The sequence below is a fragment of the Oceanirhabdus sp. W0125-5 genome (assembly GCF_027938815.1).
Classification (GTDB): domain Bacteria; phylum Bacillota; class Clostridia; order Clostridiales; family Clostridiaceae; genus Oceanirhabdus.
Genome location: NZ_CP115913.1, coordinates 3,352,233 through 3,369,251, shown reverse-complemented (window position 1 = coordinate 3,369,251; position 17,019 = coordinate 3,352,233). Strand labels below are relative to the sequence as shown.

General features: G+C 31.6%; 15 protein-coding genes. 2 read left to right on the top strand and 13 right to left on the bottom strand.

The genetic code is table 11. The annotated features are described in order from the left end of the window. Nucleotides 1-155: 155 nt before the first annotated feature. The 3 genes from OW730_RS15535 to OW730_RS15525 form a co-directional block, all read right to left on the bottom strand. The gene (locus OW730_RS15535; RefSeq protein WP_271224964.1) at nucleotides 156-1,031 is read right to left on the bottom strand and encodes a MurR/RpiR family transcriptional regulator; all 876 of its coding nucleotides are present in this window, start codon (nucleotides 1,029-1,031) and stop codon (nucleotides 156-158) included. Between the two features lie 143 nt (nucleotides 1,032-1,174). Next, nucleotides 1,175-1,729 carry a tRNA (mnm(5)s(2)U34)-methyltransferase gene (locus tag OW730_RS15530; protein ID WP_271224963.1) on the bottom strand — a complete coding sequence of 185 codons (555 nt, stop codon included), beginning with the start codon at nucleotides 1,727-1,729 and terminating at the stop codon, nucleotides 1,175-1,177. 234 nt (nucleotides 1,730-1,963) lie between these two features. Beyond that, on the bottom strand, nucleotides 1,964-2,671 hold the full coding sequence (locus OW730_RS15525; RefSeq protein ID WP_271224962.1) for a pseudouridine synthase: 708 nt from the start codon (nucleotides 2,669-2,671) through the stop codon (nucleotides 1,964-1,966). A gap of 153 nt (nucleotides 2,672-2,824) precedes the next feature. Between OW730_RS15525 and OW730_RS15520 the strand changes: the two genes are divergently transcribed. Then, nucleotides 2,825-3,958: a THUMP domain-containing class I SAM-dependent RNA methyltransferase gene (locus OW730_RS15520; protein WP_271224961.1), complete on the top strand. Its 1,134-nt coding sequence runs from the start codon at nucleotides 2,825-2,827 to the stop codon at nucleotides 3,956-3,958. A gap of 86 nt (nucleotides 3,959-4,044) precedes the next feature. Further along, nucleotides 4,045-4,656, top strand: a complete 612-nt coding sequence (locus tag OW730_RS15515) for an acetate uptake transporter (RefSeq protein WP_271224960.1) — start codon at nucleotides 4,045-4,047, stop codon at nucleotides 4,654-4,656. Nucleotides 4,657-4,703: 47 nt separating this feature from the next. Here OW730_RS15515 and OW730_RS15510 read toward each other — a convergent pair whose 3' ends face one another. The 10 genes from OW730_RS15510 to OW730_RS15460 are packed head-to-tail and all read right to left on the bottom strand — an operon-like array spanning nucleotide 4,704 to nucleotide 17,008. Further along, entirely contained in the window at nucleotides 4,704-5,567 is an 864-nt protein-coding gene (locus tag OW730_RS15510; RefSeq protein WP_271224959.1) for an FAD binding domain-containing protein, read from the bottom strand. Beyond that, nucleotides 5,561-6,031: a (2Fe-2S)-binding protein gene (locus tag OW730_RS15505; RefSeq protein WP_271224958.1), complete on the bottom strand. Its 471-nt coding sequence runs from the start codon at nucleotides 6,029-6,031 to the stop codon at nucleotides 5,561-5,563. The genes OW730_RS15510 and OW730_RS15505 overlap by 7 nt, the downstream gene beginning before the upstream one ends. 4 nt (nucleotides 6,032-6,035) lie before the next feature. Further along, nucleotides 6,036-8,735 carry a molybdopterin cofactor-binding domain-containing protein gene (locus tag OW730_RS15500; RefSeq protein ID WP_333781286.1) on the bottom strand — a complete coding sequence of 900 codons (2,700 nt, stop codon included), beginning with the start codon at nucleotides 8,733-8,735 and terminating at the stop codon, nucleotides 6,036-6,038. Then, on the bottom strand, nucleotides 8,735-11,032 hold the full coding sequence (locus tag OW730_RS15490; RefSeq protein WP_271224957.1) for a xanthine dehydrogenase family protein molybdopterin-binding subunit: 2,298 nt from the start codon (nucleotides 11,030-11,032) through the stop codon (nucleotides 8,735-8,737). Before OW730_RS15490 ends, OW730_RS15500 begins: the two co-directional genes overlap by 1 nt. Then, the gene (locus tag OW730_RS15485; protein ID WP_333781222.1) at nucleotides 11,032-11,475 is read right to left on the bottom strand and encodes a (2Fe-2S)-binding protein; all 444 of its coding nucleotides are present in this window, start codon (nucleotides 11,473-11,475) and stop codon (nucleotides 11,032-11,034) included. The genes OW730_RS15490 and OW730_RS15485 overlap by 1 nt, the downstream gene beginning before the upstream one ends. Before the next feature lie 2 nt (nucleotides 11,476-11,477). Beyond that, nucleotides 11,478-12,260, bottom strand: coding sequence for an FAD binding domain-containing protein (locus OW730_RS15480; protein WP_271224955.1), 783 nt, complete (start codon nucleotides 12,258-12,260; stop codon nucleotides 11,478-11,480). 46 nt (nucleotides 12,261-12,306) lie between these two features. Continuing rightward, nucleotides 12,307-13,392 carry a 4Fe-4S binding protein gene (locus OW730_RS15475; RefSeq protein ID WP_271224954.1) on the bottom strand — a complete coding sequence of 362 codons (1,086 nt, stop codon included), beginning with the start codon at nucleotides 13,390-13,392 and terminating at the stop codon, nucleotides 12,307-12,309. 23 nt (nucleotides 13,393-13,415) lie between these two features. Continuing rightward, on the bottom strand, nucleotides 13,416-14,717 hold the full coding sequence (locus tag OW730_RS15470) for an amidohydrolase family protein (RefSeq protein WP_271224953.1): 1,302 nt from the start codon (nucleotides 14,715-14,717) through the stop codon (nucleotides 13,416-13,418). Next, a complete protein-coding gene (locus OW730_RS15465) occupies nucleotides 14,718-16,022 on the bottom strand; it encodes a dihydroorotase (RefSeq protein WP_271224952.1) in 1,305 nt (434 codons plus the stop codon). It abuts the gene before it with no gap. Between the two features lie 2 nt (nucleotides 16,023-16,024). Next, nucleotides 16,025-17,008 carry an ornithine carbamoyltransferase gene (locus OW730_RS15460; protein WP_271224951.1) on the bottom strand — a complete coding sequence of 328 codons (984 nt, stop codon included), beginning with the start codon at nucleotides 17,006-17,008 and terminating at the stop codon, nucleotides 16,025-16,027. Nucleotides 17,009-17,019: the final 11 nt, after the last annotated feature.

Sequence of the window (17,019 nt, the reverse complement as noted above, 5' to 3'; positions counted from 1 at the left end):
GTTATTTCCCTCCTGAATGAATGCTTAGATTCATTTTTATATTGTTTTGAAATTTAAATTTCTTTTCCATGCTATATTATATTCTATATTAATTTAATTATTCCTTCTTAATTTTCAAAAAAATTTAAATTATTTTAGTATTTTTTAAAATTATTTTAGTATTTCTCTTTTGACTTGTGGTCATATACTTCATAATTCTCCCAAATCTTCTCTAATTCGGTAAAAGTAGATGAAATCTTCTCTTTCTCTCTTAATCCAACAGCTATAATAAGTGCATTTATTACACTAAGAGGTGCAACCAGTGAATCAACAAAAGAAGCCATGTTGCTTTGAGCAATGAGTGAATAGTCTGCTCTTGCGGCAAGTGGTGAAAGTAAACTGTCAGTAATTGCCACTACCTTAGCATTTCTATTTCTTGCAAATTCAAGTGTATCTATAGTTCTTACAGCATATCTTGGAAATCCTATACCAATAACTAAATCTCCTTCACCTACATTGATTAATTGTTCTACTATATCACTGACACCATGTTTTACAACTTTTACGTTGTCTAATATCAAGTTCAAATAGAAGCCTAAGAACTCAGCTATAGCTGTTGAACTTCTTAATCCTATAATGTAGATTTTTTTTGCTTCAAATAATGAATTGATTACTGCATCAAATGTTTTATGATCAATTTTTTCTAAAGTAGCTCTAATATTTTCCATGTCAGATTTTAAAACACCTTTAAGAGCATTTTCCTTAGTAATATAATCATTTGATAATTCTATTCTCTGAACAGTGGTTAATTTATTTTTTACGATTTCTTGAAGTGCTTTTTGAAGTTTTGGGTATCCAATGAATCCCATCTCATTAGCAAATCTAACAACAGTAGATTCACTAACTCCAACACTTTTTCCTAATTTTGCAGCAGTCATAAATGCAGCTTTATCATAATTTTTTAAAATATATTCTCCAATAAGTTTTTGACCTTTACTTAGTTTGGGAAATTTCATTTGGATCATTCGCATTATATCTCGTTTTTCATTCATGTTTTTCAATCCCTTCAATATAATATGATTATTTTATGTGTAAACTATAAGTTATTTTATATCAATATACGTCATGCATTTTTTATTTCATTTTTAAAACAAATGAAATATTTATTTCATTTTAACATTAATTTATACTTCTTTCAACGTTTTGAAAGTTTTTTTTCAATAACAATTAATAATGGTGCTGTTTTGCTCCTATTATGAAAGGTATGGAGCATAACTCCGAACTTTTTAGAATCAAGGTCTTTCAAATATCTTAATATTTCTTCTTTTTCAATTTTTCCTTCATCATGGCCGTGATAAATTGCAAGAGTTATTAGCCCACCTTCGTTTAGTAATGATGTTGCAGACTCTAATGCTTTTATAGAACTTTCATGTTTAGTTGTAATGGATTTATCTCCACCAGGTAAATATCCTAGGTTGAACATTGCAACATCAATATTTTCAGAAATATAGTTTTGCAAATTTTCATGAGAGTCACATATACATTCAACATTATCGTAGTTAAATCCTCTGTATCTTTCAATCGCCTCACTTTGAACATCAAAGGCAATTACCTTCTTAAACTTTTTTCTTAAAAAATCACAATCGTGTCCATTTCCTAATGTACAATCTATTGCTAAATTAAATTCTGAATTATATCTATCTATTATTTGTTGAGCTAATTCACTAATATCATTAACATACTTAAACATAACACACCTCGAAATTTTAATTTCTTAAATTTAAAACTTATTAAACTTAAGAAATTATAAAGTAAAATTTTAGTTCAAAGAACAAATATCAAAGAATAAAGAACAAATAATGATACCTTTCAGGCGAGCTGAACGCTTTTCAATTATCAAGGAATAGGGAATATACACTTTTTTCTGACATAAGGAAGAAAAATAACCTAATTTGTTCTTTATTCTTTTTTTCTTTTCTTTATTTTATAGTTTTCTAAGATATTCTAACTCTTTTTTTGATAGTTCTCTCCACTCACCAATTTTAAGCTTTCCTAATCTAAGATCACCAATAGATACCCTTTTAAGTTTAACAACTTTGTGACCAATAGCATCACACATTTTTCTAACTTGTCGGTTTTTACCTTCATGAATTGTTATTCTCACTTCACTATAATCAGTGCCGCTTTTTAGAACTTCAAATTTAGCATTTGCAGTTTTGTAACCATCTATAACAACACCATTGCAAAATCTTTGAATTTCCTCTTTTGTTGGATTCCCTTTAATTTTGGCTTCATAGACTTTATTAATTTTTCTGCTTGGATGCATAATTGAATTAAAAATTTCACCATCGTTGGTTAATAAGAGCATTCCAGTAGTATCATAATCTAACCTTCCAATAGGGTAAATCCTTTCAGGTATATTTATTAAATCTACTACTGTAGTTCTTCCTCTTTCATCTTTCGCTGAGGAAATTGTATTTAATGGTTTATTTAACATTATGTATTTTTTTATTTCTTCATCTTTAATTAATTTTCCATTATAAATGACTTCATCATTATTAGGATCAATTTTAAACCCTAACTCTGTTATAACCTCACCATTTACTTTTACTTTTCCGTCTGTAATTAATACTTCACATTTTCTTCTTGATGCTATTCCGCATCTAGCTAAATATTTTTGCAATCTTTCCAAGTTATCACCTTCATTTTTATTCTTTAACCTCTATAGTATAAATAAAATCGTCTATTAAAACAATAGAATTGACTTTTAATTAATAGAAATATATCATTATATAGTACTATTAATGATATTTTAGAAAAATATCTTTCAAATTTGGAGGTAAATATGGCAATATACGACTTAGTTGCAACTACAGCTTTTGGAATAGAAGCTATTGCTGCAAAAGAATTAAAAGAACTAGGATTTAAAGATTTACAAGTAGAAAATGGTAAGATTACATACAAAGGTGATGAAAAAGCAATATGTATGAGTAACCTATGGTTAAGATGTGTAGATAGAGTATATATCAAATTAGGTGAATTTAAAGCAACATCTTTTGAACAGTTATTCCAAGGTGTAAAAAAGATTGATTGGGCAAATTATCTTCCTGAGAATGCAGAATTTCCAGTAGCTGATGCTAAATCTGTTAAATCACAGCTTTTTAGTTTATCAGATATTCAAGCAATTACAAAAAAAGCAATAGTAGAAAAAATGAAAGAAAATTATTCAGTTAGCTGGTTTAATGAGGGTGGAGCATATTACCCAATTCATGTAGCTATTCATAAAGATATAGTTACCGTTCATCTTAATACTAGTGGAACAGCATTACACAGAAGAGGATATAGAGAAAAAGGTAATGAAGCACCCCTTAAAGAAACACTTGCAGCTGCTTTAGTTAAAATAAGTGGATGGACAAAAGAATACCCATTAGTAGATCCTTTCTGTGGATCAGGTACAATTCTTATTGAGGCTGCTTTGATGGCAAGAAATATTGCACCAGGAATAAATAGAAAGTTTGCTTTTGAAGATTGGGATATTATGCCAGAAGGATTGTTTAAGAAATGCAAAAAGGAAGCATACGAAGTTATTGATTATGAGAGTGAACTTAAATTACAAGGGTATGATATTAATAGGAGGTCTTGTGGTATAGCAAGATCAAACTGTGAGCTTGCAGGTGTTGATGATAGTGTACATATTCAGGAAATGGATATGAGAAATTTATCTAATAAAAGAAAGTATGGATACATAATATGTAACCCGCCATATGGTGAGAGACTTAATGATATAGATGAAATTAAGGTATTATATAAGGATATGGGAATTTCTTTTGAAAAATTACCTTACTGGAATAAGTTCATTCTTACTTCAAACGAGGATTTCCAAATTTTCTACGGAAGAAGATCTAGCAAGAACAGAAAGTTATATAATGGTAGATTGAAGTGCTATTTCTACCAATATTTTGACGAAAAAAGATGTTAAATGCCGAAAAAATATTGACTTTTGTTAGATAATTTGATAAGTTTAATTTTGTGTGAAATACGCATTTAAATTTTAGGAGGGTAATTATGAGCAATTTAAACAAAGAAGTTAAAATTACTACTGCTGATCCATCAGCATTAGGATTATTTGGATTAGCTATGGTTACATTAGTAGCTTCATCTTTAAAGTTAGGATGGACTAGTGGAGTTTCTTTTGTACTACCATGGGCAATATTCTTAGGAGCTTTCGCTCAATTATTTGCTTGCATCAATGACTGTAAGAGAAATAACGTATTTGGAACTACTGCATTTGGTGGTTATGCTTTATTCTGGTTTGCAGTAGCAATGAGCTGGTTAATCAAAGGTGGGGTATTTGGAGAGAGTTTAGCAGCTTCAGTTGATCCAAAACAATTAGCATTCGCATATTTAGGATACTTAGTTTTCACTATCTTTTTAACTATTGGTGCTATGGAAACAAACAAGGTATTATTTATAATTTTTGTACTTATTGATTTCTTATTTATCGGTCTTGCTGGTCATGGATTTGGAATGGGTGAAATTTTCCACGAAATAGCTGCTTATTCAGAACTATTAATCTCTATCATGGCATTCTACGGATTTGCTGGTAATGTTTTAAATGCTACTTTTGGTAGAGTATTCTTACCACTTGGTAAGCCATTTGGAATCTTTAAAAAGTAATTAATTAAATTTAAATAAAACTGCATCTATATAGATGCAGTTTTTTATTATTTAAAAACTCTTGTTAAGAAATCCTCTAGCAGTTTTAAAGAAGTTATTCTGCGATATTCTTTAGTCGACCTTTGATCTGTTATAGGTGAAATCAATTTATCATATTCTTTAATAATTTTTTCATTTATATGTTTAACATTTATAATTTTATTTGCATCTTTGAGTAACTCATCTAATATTTGGTTTTCAATCCTTTCAGATTTAACAATAGTTGGTGCTACTGCTCCAAAAGCAATACGGACTTCTTCTTTTTCACCTTTTTTGATTTTAACACCACAAAATGAAAGTTTAGAGAGTGCCGTAGAATTTCTTGTACCTACCTTTTTATAATAATCATAAGTGATATTATAATTTTCAAATAGAATACTCACTAATAATTCGTTTTTCTCAATAATAGTTTTTCCAGGACCAGTGATAAAATCTTTAATAGGAACTATTCGAGTACTACTGGTGGATTTTATTACCAACTTGCTATCTAAGGCATATAATGGTGGCAATAAATCTCCAGCTGGTGAAGCGTTAATAATATTGCCTCCTATTGTAGCAATGTTTCTTATTGCAGGAGATGCCATTTCTTCAGCTGCAACCCTGAGTATACTTGGGAGTCTTTTATTCTCAGCAATTTCAGTTAAGGTGATACCAGAACCGATTTTTATAAATTCATCATCAAAATGGACATCTCTCAAATCATTAATATTATCAACTAAAAGAATATTATCATTAAACTTAGGTACTGTACCTGACCAGCGTTTATTTCTAACCATTAAATCAGTTCCACCAGCAATAATAGTAATATTATTATGTTTGTTCAATAACTCCAAAGTCTCGTCTAAAGTTGAAGGAATAAACGAGTTTACCATAAATCCCTCCCCCTTTTTTTTGCAAGCTTAATCGCATCAATTATCATATTGTATCCTGTACATCTACATAGGTTACCAGATATTCCTTTTCTTATATCTACATCATTAGGATTAGCTACATTGGTAAGAAGAGCTTCACTTGCAAGAATCATACCGGGAGTGCAGAATCCACATTGAACTGCTCCTGCATCAATAAAAGCCTGTTCTAAAACTTTATATCTCTCTGTTTTTGAAAACCCTTGAATTGTAATTACAGATGAGCCTTGAACCTTTATCATTGGAACCATACAAGAGTTGACTAATTTACCATCTAAGAATACTGAGCAAGCACCACATTCACCCTGACCGCAACCTTCTTTTACACCTGTAATGTTTAACTCTTCTCTAATTACATCTAATAATCTTCTTGTTGGTTCAACATCTAGTGTTATTTCGTTTCCATCAATAAAAAAAGTGATTTTCATTGTACTACTCCCCTTTCCTCATGAGTGTTTCAGGTGTTATTGGTAAATCATATATACCCATATTAAGAGCATTGCTTACTGCATTTGAGTATGCAACTGGTATGCCTACAAAAGTAATTTCCCCAAGACCTTTAGCACCATATGGACCTAACTCATATGGATTATTAATTAATTCTTTATGAATATTAGGAAAATCCATAGATGTAGGAATAATGTAATCTGTATTTGTTCTTTGTTGTATTTTCCCATTATATTGTCTCATTACCTCTATACTAGCATAACCTAATCCTTGAATTATTCCACCATCAATTTGTCCCATAACTATCCGCTCATCTATAGCTTTACCAATATCAAATACTGTCCAAATTTTTCTAACTTTAACCTGATATGTTATTGGATCCACTTCAACTTCAACTGCGTTAGCTCCCCATGAATATGAATTGTATGCATCTCCTTTAAGTTCTTCTTCATTCCACTCAAATCCTTTAGGATGGACATAGTTTTTTCTTACTTCAATATACTCTCCGTCAGTCCATTTCTGTTTTAATTCAATGGAAGCATCATAAAGTAATTTCCCAACAATCATTATTGTTCTGGAAGCAACAGTGGGACCTGAATCAGGAACCCTTCGAGTATCTGGATTTACAAACTTTGTTTTTTCTAGAGGAATATCAAGAGTATGGGCAACAATCTTTCTTAAAGTTATTGATGCACCTTGTCCCATTTCTACATTTGATATTAGAACTTCAACTTTCTCTCTATCTTTGACGAGTAATACTTCTGCTTTAATATGATCTTTCTCTCCACTTCCAGTAAAGCCACAACCATGATAAAAGAAGGAGTATCCTGTACCAATTAATTTATTGGAGGCATGTTCTTTTCTAGTAGTAAGTTCATTTAGTCGTTTATACATATCTTCTAATGGTATAAATTCTCTAAACACACCATTAGTACATGATTTATTTCCAGTTTTTAAGAAATTTTTTTTTCTGAATTTTAAAGGACTTATTCCCAATTTTAAACTAAATTGTTCCATGAAGCTTTCCATAGCAAAAATGCTTTGAGGAGCACCGAAACCTCTATAAGCTCCACCTATCAATGTGTTAGTAGCTATAGCTTTACCTGAGATCCTTAATTCTGGAACATAATAAGCGGCTGTACTTGCAAACATTGCTCTCTGTAGAATTACTTTTGACAACCCGGCATATGCTCCACCATCTAACTTAATATCTATATCCAAAGCAATTAACTTATTATTCTTATCTACGGCACCTTTTATGGAAATCTTTGATGGATGACGTTTAGTTGTAAACTCAATATCTTCATCTCTTTCTAATATCAACTTCACCTTCGATTTACATTTTAAAGCTGCAACTGCAACTTGTGCAGCCAGTTGAGATGGGTACTCTTCTTTACCTCCAAAAGCACCACCAGTAGTTGTTTGAACTACATTAACTTTATCTTCTTCCATAGCTAGTGCTTGAATTAATGCAGCTTTAACATAGTATGGACACTGCATACTACCATATACTAAAATTTCGTTATTATCATATACTCCCATTACACTTTGCGTTTCTAGATAAAGATGCTCTTGATATCCTGTTGAATATACTCCTTCATACACCATATGAGCTGTTTTAAATACCTCATCTACATCTCCATGATTGATTTTATAATTTGCAAATAAGTTGTCTTCCATAAACAGTGGTTTTAAAATGCTCTTGTCTTTATATAGAGCATCATCCATTGAATAAATAGGGTTTATCTCTACATATTCAATTTCAATCTTTGATATTATGTCTAAAATAATTTCTTTATTCTTACCAGCTATTAAAGCTATTGGTTCACCAATATAATTAACTACTCCTTCAGCAAAAATAGGCTGATCATCTTCAATAGTCTTAACTCTATTCCTACCTGGGACATCTCTATAGTCAATAATGTAATATCCTTCTGGAATATCTGGATATTTAATATTTATAATTTTAGCACGAGCTTTAGTTGACCTTAATGTTTTGGCCCATAAAAAGTTATCAATTTGAATATCATTTAAATACTTAGCTTTACCGCTAATTTTATCTTTGGCATCATGTCTTGGAACTGAAATTGATATATCCTTTTTATAATTCAAAATATCCCTCCTTGCAGCCACTTCAATAGCCTTTATGTAATCATCTCCTGTATCAATATCATTTAAAACCCCTTCATCGTTAACTGATACTATTTTAGAATTTTTTTTCTTTAAATATTCCCTGAGAGAAACATCAGAACTATGTAGTATTTCATCTATGAGCTTTGAATTAATTAAAATAGGGTGTCCTTTTCTATAAGAATATGATGGTATTATAACTTCCTCATTGAACTCACTTAAAAGTTCACATACCTCTGAGGTTATAAATGGACAATCACCTGGTGTTAGAAAGAATTTATTTCCCTTAACCTCTCTAATTCCTTTTTTTACAGATGAGAACATGCCATCTATATAATCTTTATTGAATACCAAATGAACTTTTGGATATTTACTTAGCACTTTATTTACATCCTCATTCCTATATCCTGTTACTACTATAACCCTGTCGCATAATTTCAAGAAAGGAAGAACAGCCCTCTCAATGAGAGTTGTTCCCCCTATTTCAAAAAGTGGTTTAAAACCATTAGCTCTAGAAGAAAATCCACCAGCCAGGACTACTGCTTCAATTTTCATCACTTATTTTTAAGAGCTTTGAGTATTTTTTCAGGGGTTATAGGTAAATCTTTTATCCTAACACCTATTGCATTATAAACCGCGTTTGCGATTGCTGCTGGAGGTGTATCTATTCCGATTTCACCAACTGACTTTGCACCATATGGGCCAGAAGGTTCATAACTTTTAGCAAATTCCACTCTCATTCTCTCAACCTCAGTTCTTGAAGGAATTCGATAAGTCATTGAGGTATTTGTAAGAAGGTGTCCTTTTTCATCATACTTAACATCCTCATAAAGAGCCATGCCGATACCTTGTAATAATCCACCCTCCACTTGTATTTTGGCAAGATTTGGATTTATTGTAGTTCCGCAATCTACAACACCAACATAGTCAGATACTCTAACTACACCAGTATTTTTGTTTATCTCTACCTCTGCTAAAGCACACATAAATGGTGGCGGAGATTTTTTCCCAAAATAAGAACCGTTAGAAACTAATTGTTTCTGGTTGTGGTTGTAATAAAGTTTATTAGATAATTCTTTTAAGGTTATTTTTTCATTTCCATTAACATTGAAGAATGTTTCTCCATTAAAATCTATATCATCTTTTTCGATACTTAAATAATTACAAGCTTCCTTCAATAAAATCTCCTTCATTTCAAGTGCAGAACGTTTAACCGCATGTCCTGTAACATAAGTTGTAGAAGAGGCATAAGCACCTGTATCAAATGGCGTAAGATCAGTATCAGAAGAATATGGAATAATTTTATCTACAGATACACCTAAAGCTTCAGCTGCAATTTGGCTTAATACTGTATCGCTTCCAGTTCCAATATCCGTAGCTCCAATAAGAAGGTTGAAAAATCCATCGTCATTTAACTTTAATATTGAAGAGGCCATATCTATATACGGGATTCCAGAGCCTTGCATAGCTATAGCCCCTCCTCTTCCCCTTAAAATATTTCCTTCTTTTTTAACAAATTCTTTTTCATTCATCATCTCTAATGCTCTATCAACACAGTAATCTAACTTACAACTTTCAACTGTCATAGGGGTACCACTGGTCCCTTCCCCCATAATCTCAAATATTTTTGAAGTTTCTCCCTCTGCAATCATATTTTTCTTTCTTAATTCTATTGGATCTATAGAAAGCTTTTCAGCTAACATATCAATAGTAGACTCTAATGCAAAATTCCCCTGAATGGCACCATAACCTCTAAAAGCTCCTGCTGATCCTCTATTGGTATAAACAACATCTCCTCCGAACCTTACAGCATTGACTTTATTATATAAAGGTAATGTTTTTGAAGCAGCTACCATAAACACTGTTAAAGCATGTTCGCCATAAGCGCCTGTATCAGATAATAGTCTAACATCAAGAGCTTTAAGGTTACCTTCTTTATCGCTTCCAACAGAAACATCAAACCTCATTGGATGCCTTGTAAAAGTACTTTCAAAAACTTCTTTACGTGTATACACTAACTTGCATGGCATTTTTGTTTTTAATACCAGTGCAGACACAATTAATTCCCCATGTATCTGTTGTTTACCACCATATCCACCGCCGACTCTTGGTTTTATCACTCTTATTTTGCTATTTGGAAGATTTAAAGCGTGTCCAATAATTCTCCTTACATGGAAAGGAGTTTGGGTAGAGGTTACAACAACCAATCTTTCATTAAAATCAATATATGCAAAACAAGAATGTGGCTCAGACATCACGTGTGCTTGGGCTTGTGAGTAAAATCTCTCTGTAACAACAACATCACTTTTCTTGAGTTCTTTTTCAACATCTCCAACATTCATCTCATATGCTGCTGCTATATTTCTTTTTGGTTCATAGCCAATAGGAAACATTTCATGACAATCATCTTCAGGGTGAACTATTGTTTTGTTATCAATTGCTTCCTCAAAGTTTAAAATAGGGTCAAATACTTCGTACTCAACCTTTATAAGCTTTAATGCTTCTTCTGCAACATTTTGGTCTATAGCAGCAACAGCAGCAACCTCATCTCCTACATATCGAACATAGTTGTCTAATATTCTTTTGTCATGAGGTGATGGCTCTGGATAACCTTGACCTGCGCGAGTAATAATATTTTGTGGAACATCCTCGTAAGTTATTACGCCATACACTCCATTTAATTTCTCTGCTTCTGATTTATCAATTTTTTTAATTCTTGCAAAAGCATAAGGACTTCTTAAAACTTTTACAATAAGAGCATTACTTGGTGCTAAATCGTCAGTATATGCAGGCTTTCCGGTGACTAATCCCATACCATCTACTTTGGGTATTGATTTCTCAACTGTTTTCATTATTCCACCTCCATATACTTCAATATTGCTCTATGATGTCCTTGATATCCTGAACATCTACAGGTATTTCCTACTAAATATTGTTTTATTTCATTCTCAGTAGGGTTGACTAATTCCTTCTTCATAGCGATAACTGCCATAACCAAACTTGGATTACAGAATCCACATTGATCAGTACCTTCTTGAATTATAAACTTTCCAAGTTTTTCAGCTTCCTCTTTAACACCTTCAATTGTTGTTATCTTATGCCCATCAGCCTTTGCTGCCAAATAGCAGCATGAAAGAATTGGGGCGTCATCAACATGAATTGTACACATGCCACAAGTCCCCTCATCGCAGGCTTTTTTTACGCTTAAGTATCCATATTCTCTTAAGACATCTATTAATATTGCACCAGGTTCAATATTAATATCTCTAATTACACCATTAATGTTATATGTCACTTTCAATACTGCTGCACCTCCTCAAGAGATTCTTTGAGTAATGCTATACTTACCTCTTCTCTATATTCTTTTGAGGCTTTTAAATCACTTCCAAAGGAAATATCTTTTTGTAGATATTCTTTAACTTTCTCAAAATCTATTAGAGTCTGTTTATTTAAATACTCTTCTACAGTTGGGCATCGTAATGCAATTCCTGGTCTAGCACCGAAAGATACCCTTAGTTTTCCAGCTACTTTTAAAAGGCCCATATTTATTATTGAAAAATCAAGTGCTGTTCTCTTAATGCATTTAAATATCCCACTTCCATTTTCTTTAAGAATCACTAATTCTTTTATTATTCTATCGTCTTTCTTATTTTTTAAGTATTCTTCAAGTGAGATGGATTCATCATTTAAAAATTTAACAGTAGTATTTAAAAGCATTAATGCAGGTATCAAATCTGAAAAACCATATCTTCCGCCAATAGTTCCTCCAACAGTAGCCATATTTCTTATTTGAATCCCACATATCTTACTACAGCTTTTGTTTAATATTCCACCAAACATATCTTTTATAAGTTTGTTAGTCTCAAGTTTTCGTAGTGTAGTATAGGCACCTATAAATAAATTCTTCTCATCTTCTTTTATATAAGATAAATTAAGTTTTTCGCAATCTATAATTACTGAATATTCCTTTTTAGATAACTTTATGAATGTTCCTCCCCCAATTATGAGTGAGTTTTCAATTTTGTTTAAAGCCATAGCTTCAGCTGAATTTAATGGTTTTATATATTTTAATGCTTTCAAAAGCTCAACTCCCTTTAGTATTTAATTTATATATATTAAAGTATTCTTATAAAACACCTGCTATTGCTTTTGCAGGACATCTTGATTCACACAACCCACATGAGAAGCATTTATCAATTTTAAAATTAGGATATGGAATCATTTCAATAGCAAAATACGGGCAATTCCTTTCACATAGTCCACATTTTGCACATTTATTTTCAATCAATTTTGGATATTGCGCTCCATCACTCTCGAATTTGACTTTATGACTTAACTTAGTTGTAATTACATCATTAATAGATTTAAATCCATACTTATTTAAAGCTGCAGGTAAATCTTTTATTATCTTTTTATATAAGCCTTTTCCATATAGCATTGCACTTGAAAGCATCTGTACCCCATTAGCACCAACAAGTAAATATTCAATAACATCATCAGCGCTTTTTATTCCACCAGTACCGATGATGGTAATATCTTTAAAGTGTTTTCTTATTTCGTATATTAATGCTAAACTCATATTTTTAATTACTGGGCCTGAAGTCCAAAGAAACCCATCATTATTTCCACAATTAATTTTCCGATCACTAATATTTATTGAGATTGTAGGACCTAATGAGTTTATTGCAACTATACCATTGGCCCCAGCGTCTAAAACTGCTTTTGTGAATTTAACAGGATCAGGAGTGTGAGGACTTAATTTCATATATACTGGCTTTGAGGTATGTTTTCTAATTGTTTTTACAATATTTGAAATATGAGTTAAGTCTTTTCCTACATAATGAGTTGAAATTTCAAATGCATCTGCATACTTATCTAGTTTTGGAATCAAAAAATCCATATCTTCTATCTGATACCCAACACTTAGTATCAATGGAGAATCACAATTTTTTTTGAGTTTAGGTAGAAAGTTTTCAATCCAAATTTCAGGTGCATATTCAGACCATAGCTCACAGTTCATAATAAAATCTTTACCACCAATTATACAAGGACGAGGTACAACAGCACCTTTAGAGGAAATTGTCTTTGTTACAAGTGCCCCTACTCCTTCATCATACAAAAATTTCATCTTATCATAGTCACCAACTAATGGACCTGAAGCAGGCATGAGAGGGTTCATTAGTTGTAACCCATCGAATTTAGTTGAAAGCATATTATCACTCCTCCAAGGTATATTTACACCATTTTAATTCTGTTCCATAGTTTTTTACTAACTTGTTGTGCTCTTTTATACTCATTCTTTACATTGAGTGTTATTTGATTTTCATTTAACACTTGCAAACCTGAGCTCCACACATTTAAAGGTTTAAGATTAAAAAACACTCCATAAAATACATGGTCAAGAATATTTTCCTCATTGATTTCAGTGAAAGGTGAGTATTTATAGCTTTGAAAATCAGCAGAAAACCCTTCTTCTATTCTTCCTAATTTTATATTTAAGAGATCTGATGCATATGAATATCCATCATTGATCAGAGTAACAAGATCACCTAATCCAAATGCATTAGGATTTCCTAGTTTATTTTTAAATGAATGTACTAAAGTTATATATTCATAGGCCATATTGCATCCTAATCCATCTGTTCCTATAATTGTTTTTAAATTATTTTCCCTGAAATACTTATAATAAGGTAAACCTACAGTATTGTTCATATTGGAATTTACGTTAAAAGCAACTCTGATATTCTTTTCTTTCATTAATTTTGCTTCTTCATTATTAATATGAACACAATGGGCAATGAGAGAGTTATTATTTAAAAGATTATACTTATCTAATCTTTCAATTACACGTAATCCGCTCTTTTCTATTGAGTCCTGTACATCATCGATGCTTTCTGAACAATGTATGTGTATAGGAATATCACCTATTATATTCTTAATGTTCATAAGCGAGGTTTCACTTAAAGACATTGAAGCATGCATTCCAAATAAAGCTGCAGAATTTCTACCATGTTTTTTAAAGAACTGCAAATTCTCCTCAATACATTCCTCAATTGGGAATCTATCTGAAGTTTCATAGCAAAAGATACCCTTCATTTTTAATGATTTACATATACTTTTTTCAAGTGTAAAACTAGAATTTTTTATATGTTCACCACTTGCATTGTGATCAATTATTGTAGTTACACCATTGTGAATAGCTTCGAGCCCATACATTAATCCACTATAATATAAAGTTTCTTCATCAATTTTACTATCAATCTTCCACCAAAGCTGATCTAATATATCCTGAAAATTATTTGGTGAAAATGGCAGATTCAATCCACGAGCAAAAGTAGAATATATATGTGTATGTCCATTTATAAATGCTGGTAATAATAAACCTCCATTTAAATCTAAAATATTTTCAAATTCAAAAGCTTCTTCTTTAAATTCACTCATAGGTCCAACTTTTTTGATCTCTTTATCAAAGATAATAAAGACATTAGTCTTATACTTATGAAAATCATAAATATCCGCATTTATTATTACATTCATCTACCGTACCTCTCTTTTTACATAAGTTCCTTGTCCACCAATGAAGGTTCCGTTTTTGACTAAGAATCTACCTTTTAATATAGTTGAAACTATTTCTCCAGTTAAACAATTCTCATCGTAAAGATTATAATCACAATTATAATGAGTAGAAGAATTACTTCTCTTATTAGGGTCAAAAACAACTATATCCGCTTGGCTACCTATATTCAAAGTTCCTTTATAAGGATATAAACCGTGAATTTTTGCTGGTTCAATAGTGAATTTATCAATGATTTTTTCTCCAAAAATTGAATACATAGCTCTGAAGGAACTTTCTACTCCGCCTACCCCCATTGGTATATCATTTAGATACTTATTTCTTTTCTGGGATTTCATAAAACTGCAGTGGTCTGTACCTATAGTGTTGATCCAGTCAATATTATTTATTAAGGTTACCCTTTCATTTTCGCTTCTCAATGGAGGTGACATAGTATACAATTCTCCCCCATCTTCTTCATATACATTTGAATTGAAATAAAAGTAATGTGGGCAACTCTCAAGAAATATTTTATTATTTATTATATTTGAAAACTTTTCTTTAACCTTTTTCACTGTAATACCGCTTGAAACATGAACTATATATATTTTTCCTCCTGAAAAATCAGCATATTCGGATAATTTAAGAACTTCTGAGACTTCGCTTATTGTAGGTCTGTTTTTTTCATGAACTTTTATAGGAAAAGCTCCCTCTGTAATTAGTTCATCATTCTCAGCATGGGCTAGAGGGAGGAAATTCATATCTTTAGAAGCTTTGATCAAATCATAAATAATATCATCATTTGTTCTTCTATCACTTGATGAATATGTGGTGAAAAACTTAATTGTCGGGATACCTAACAATTTACATTCTGTAATAAAGTCCTTTAAATTGCTTTTCATTCCACATATAGTTGAATGGAAGGCATAATCAATGCAGCAGTCCTTAGCTTCTTTTAGTCTTTTTTTAAAGGATTTATCCAACTCTTCTCGACTTTTAACTGGTTCAATAAAGTCTATTATCGTTGTAATACCTCCATAAGCTGCACACATACCTCCAACTTTGAAGTCCTCAACAGATTTATATTTTCCAAGATCTAATGAAAAATGAACATGTGGATCGATAAAACCTGGCAGTACCATATTTCCTTTTACATCATATTCATTCTTACTATTTAAAAAATTACTGGTAATTGCAGATATAATTCCATCTTTTAAATATAAATTGCCCTCAATCCATCTTCCATTTAAATAAATCCTACCATTGATTAAACCAAGGTCGAAAAGCATAGTTACTTTCCGCCCATAGTTAAAGTCATAACTGCTTTAGCAGTGTGTAGTCTATTTTCTGCTTCATCATAGATTATAGAATGTGGTCCATCTATTACAGAGTTAACTACTTCATTATTTCTATCAGCAGGAAGAGCATGCATATACATTACATCTTTATCAGCAATAGACATCATTTCTTCAGTGCACTTCCAACTCTTATATGAATTTAATAGATCGTCAACCACATCTTCGCTTGGGTTGGTTACCCATGAACCCCAATTTTTAGGTATAACTACATGAGCATCTTTATATGCTTCTTCCATATTATGAGTTATCTTAAAGGTTCCTCCGTTATCTAAAGCATTCTTTTTTGCTTTTTCAATAACCCAATCAGGTAATTCATATCCCTCTGGATATGCTAAAGTTACATCCATACCGTATCTTGGGAATAGTAATGCTTGTGTTAATGGAACTGAAATTGGTTTTTTATGAGAAGTAGCATAAGCCCATATAATTGAAACTTTTAATCGTTTCATGTCTCCAACTTTTTCTTTTATTGTCATAAGATCTGCAATTCCTTGCATTGGATGATACAAATCACATTGAAGGTTCATAACAGGTACAGTTGAATGTTCAGCCATAGCTCTTAGATATTTGTTTCCTACTTCCCAAAAACAGTTTCTGCATGCTATCCCATGTCCATATCTTGAAAGTATAACTGCTGTATCTTTAGCGACCTCGCCATGTGCAATTTGCATTGTGCTTGTATCTAAGAAATTACCATGACCTCCTAGTTGAGCAATACCAGCTTCCATGGAGTTTCTTGTTCTTGTTGATTGTTCAAAGAACATTAAGAAAATTGTTTGTAATGGTAGGTACGGAGTAGGAACACCCATAGCAAAGTTCTTTTTTAAATCCGAAGATACTTCTAATAATGTATTTATTTCATCCTTGTTCCAATCTTCTAATGTAATAAAATGTTTTCCCCTGAATATGCTTTTCATAATATAACCCC

Bases quoted from the DNA above. Each gene is read 5' to 3' on its own strand.
- OW730_RS15535 (WP_271224964.1), bottom strand. From the start codon at position 1,031: ATGAATGAAAAACGAGATATAATGCGAATGATCCAAATGAAATTTCCC.
- OW730_RS15530 (WP_271224963.1), bottom strand. From the start codon at position 1,729: ATGTTTAAGTATGTTAATGATATTAGTGAATTAGCTCAACAAATAATA.
- OW730_RS15520 (WP_271224961.1), top strand. From the start codon at position 2,825: ATGGCAATATACGACTTAGTTGCAACTACAGCTTTTGGAATAGAAGCT.
- OW730_RS15515 (WP_271224960.1), top strand. From the start codon at position 4,045: ATGAGCAATTTAAACAAAGAAGTTAAAATTACTACTGCTGATCCATCA.
- OW730_RS15510 (WP_271224959.1), bottom strand. From the start codon at position 5,567: ATGGTAAACTCGTTTATTCCTTCAACTTTAGACGAGACTTTGGAGTTA.
- OW730_RS15505 (WP_271224958.1), bottom strand. From the start codon at position 6,031: ATGAAAATCACTTTTTTTATTGATGGAAACGAAATAACACTAGATGTT.
- OW730_RS15500 (WP_333781286.1), bottom strand. From the start codon at position 8,735: ATGAAAATTGAAGCAGTAGTCCTGGCTGGTGGATTTTCTTCTAGAGCT.
- OW730_RS15490 (WP_271224957.1), bottom strand. From the start codon at position 11,032: ATGAAAACAGTTGAGAAATCAATACCCAAAGTAGATGGTATGGGATTA.
- OW730_RS15475 (WP_271224954.1), bottom strand. From the start codon at position 13,392: ATGCTTTCAACTAAATTCGATGGGTTACAACTAATGAACCCTCTCATG.
- OW730_RS15470 (WP_271224953.1), bottom strand. From the start codon at position 14,717: ATGAATGTAATAATAAATGCGGATATTTATGATTTTCATAAGTATAAG.
- OW730_RS15465 (WP_271224952.1), bottom strand. From the start codon at position 16,022: ATGCTTTTCGACCTTGGTTTAATCAATGGTAGGATTTATTTAAATGGA.
- OW730_RS15460 (WP_271224951.1), bottom strand. From the start codon at position 17,008: ATGAAAAGCATATTCAGGGGAAAACATTTTATTACATTAGAAGATTGG.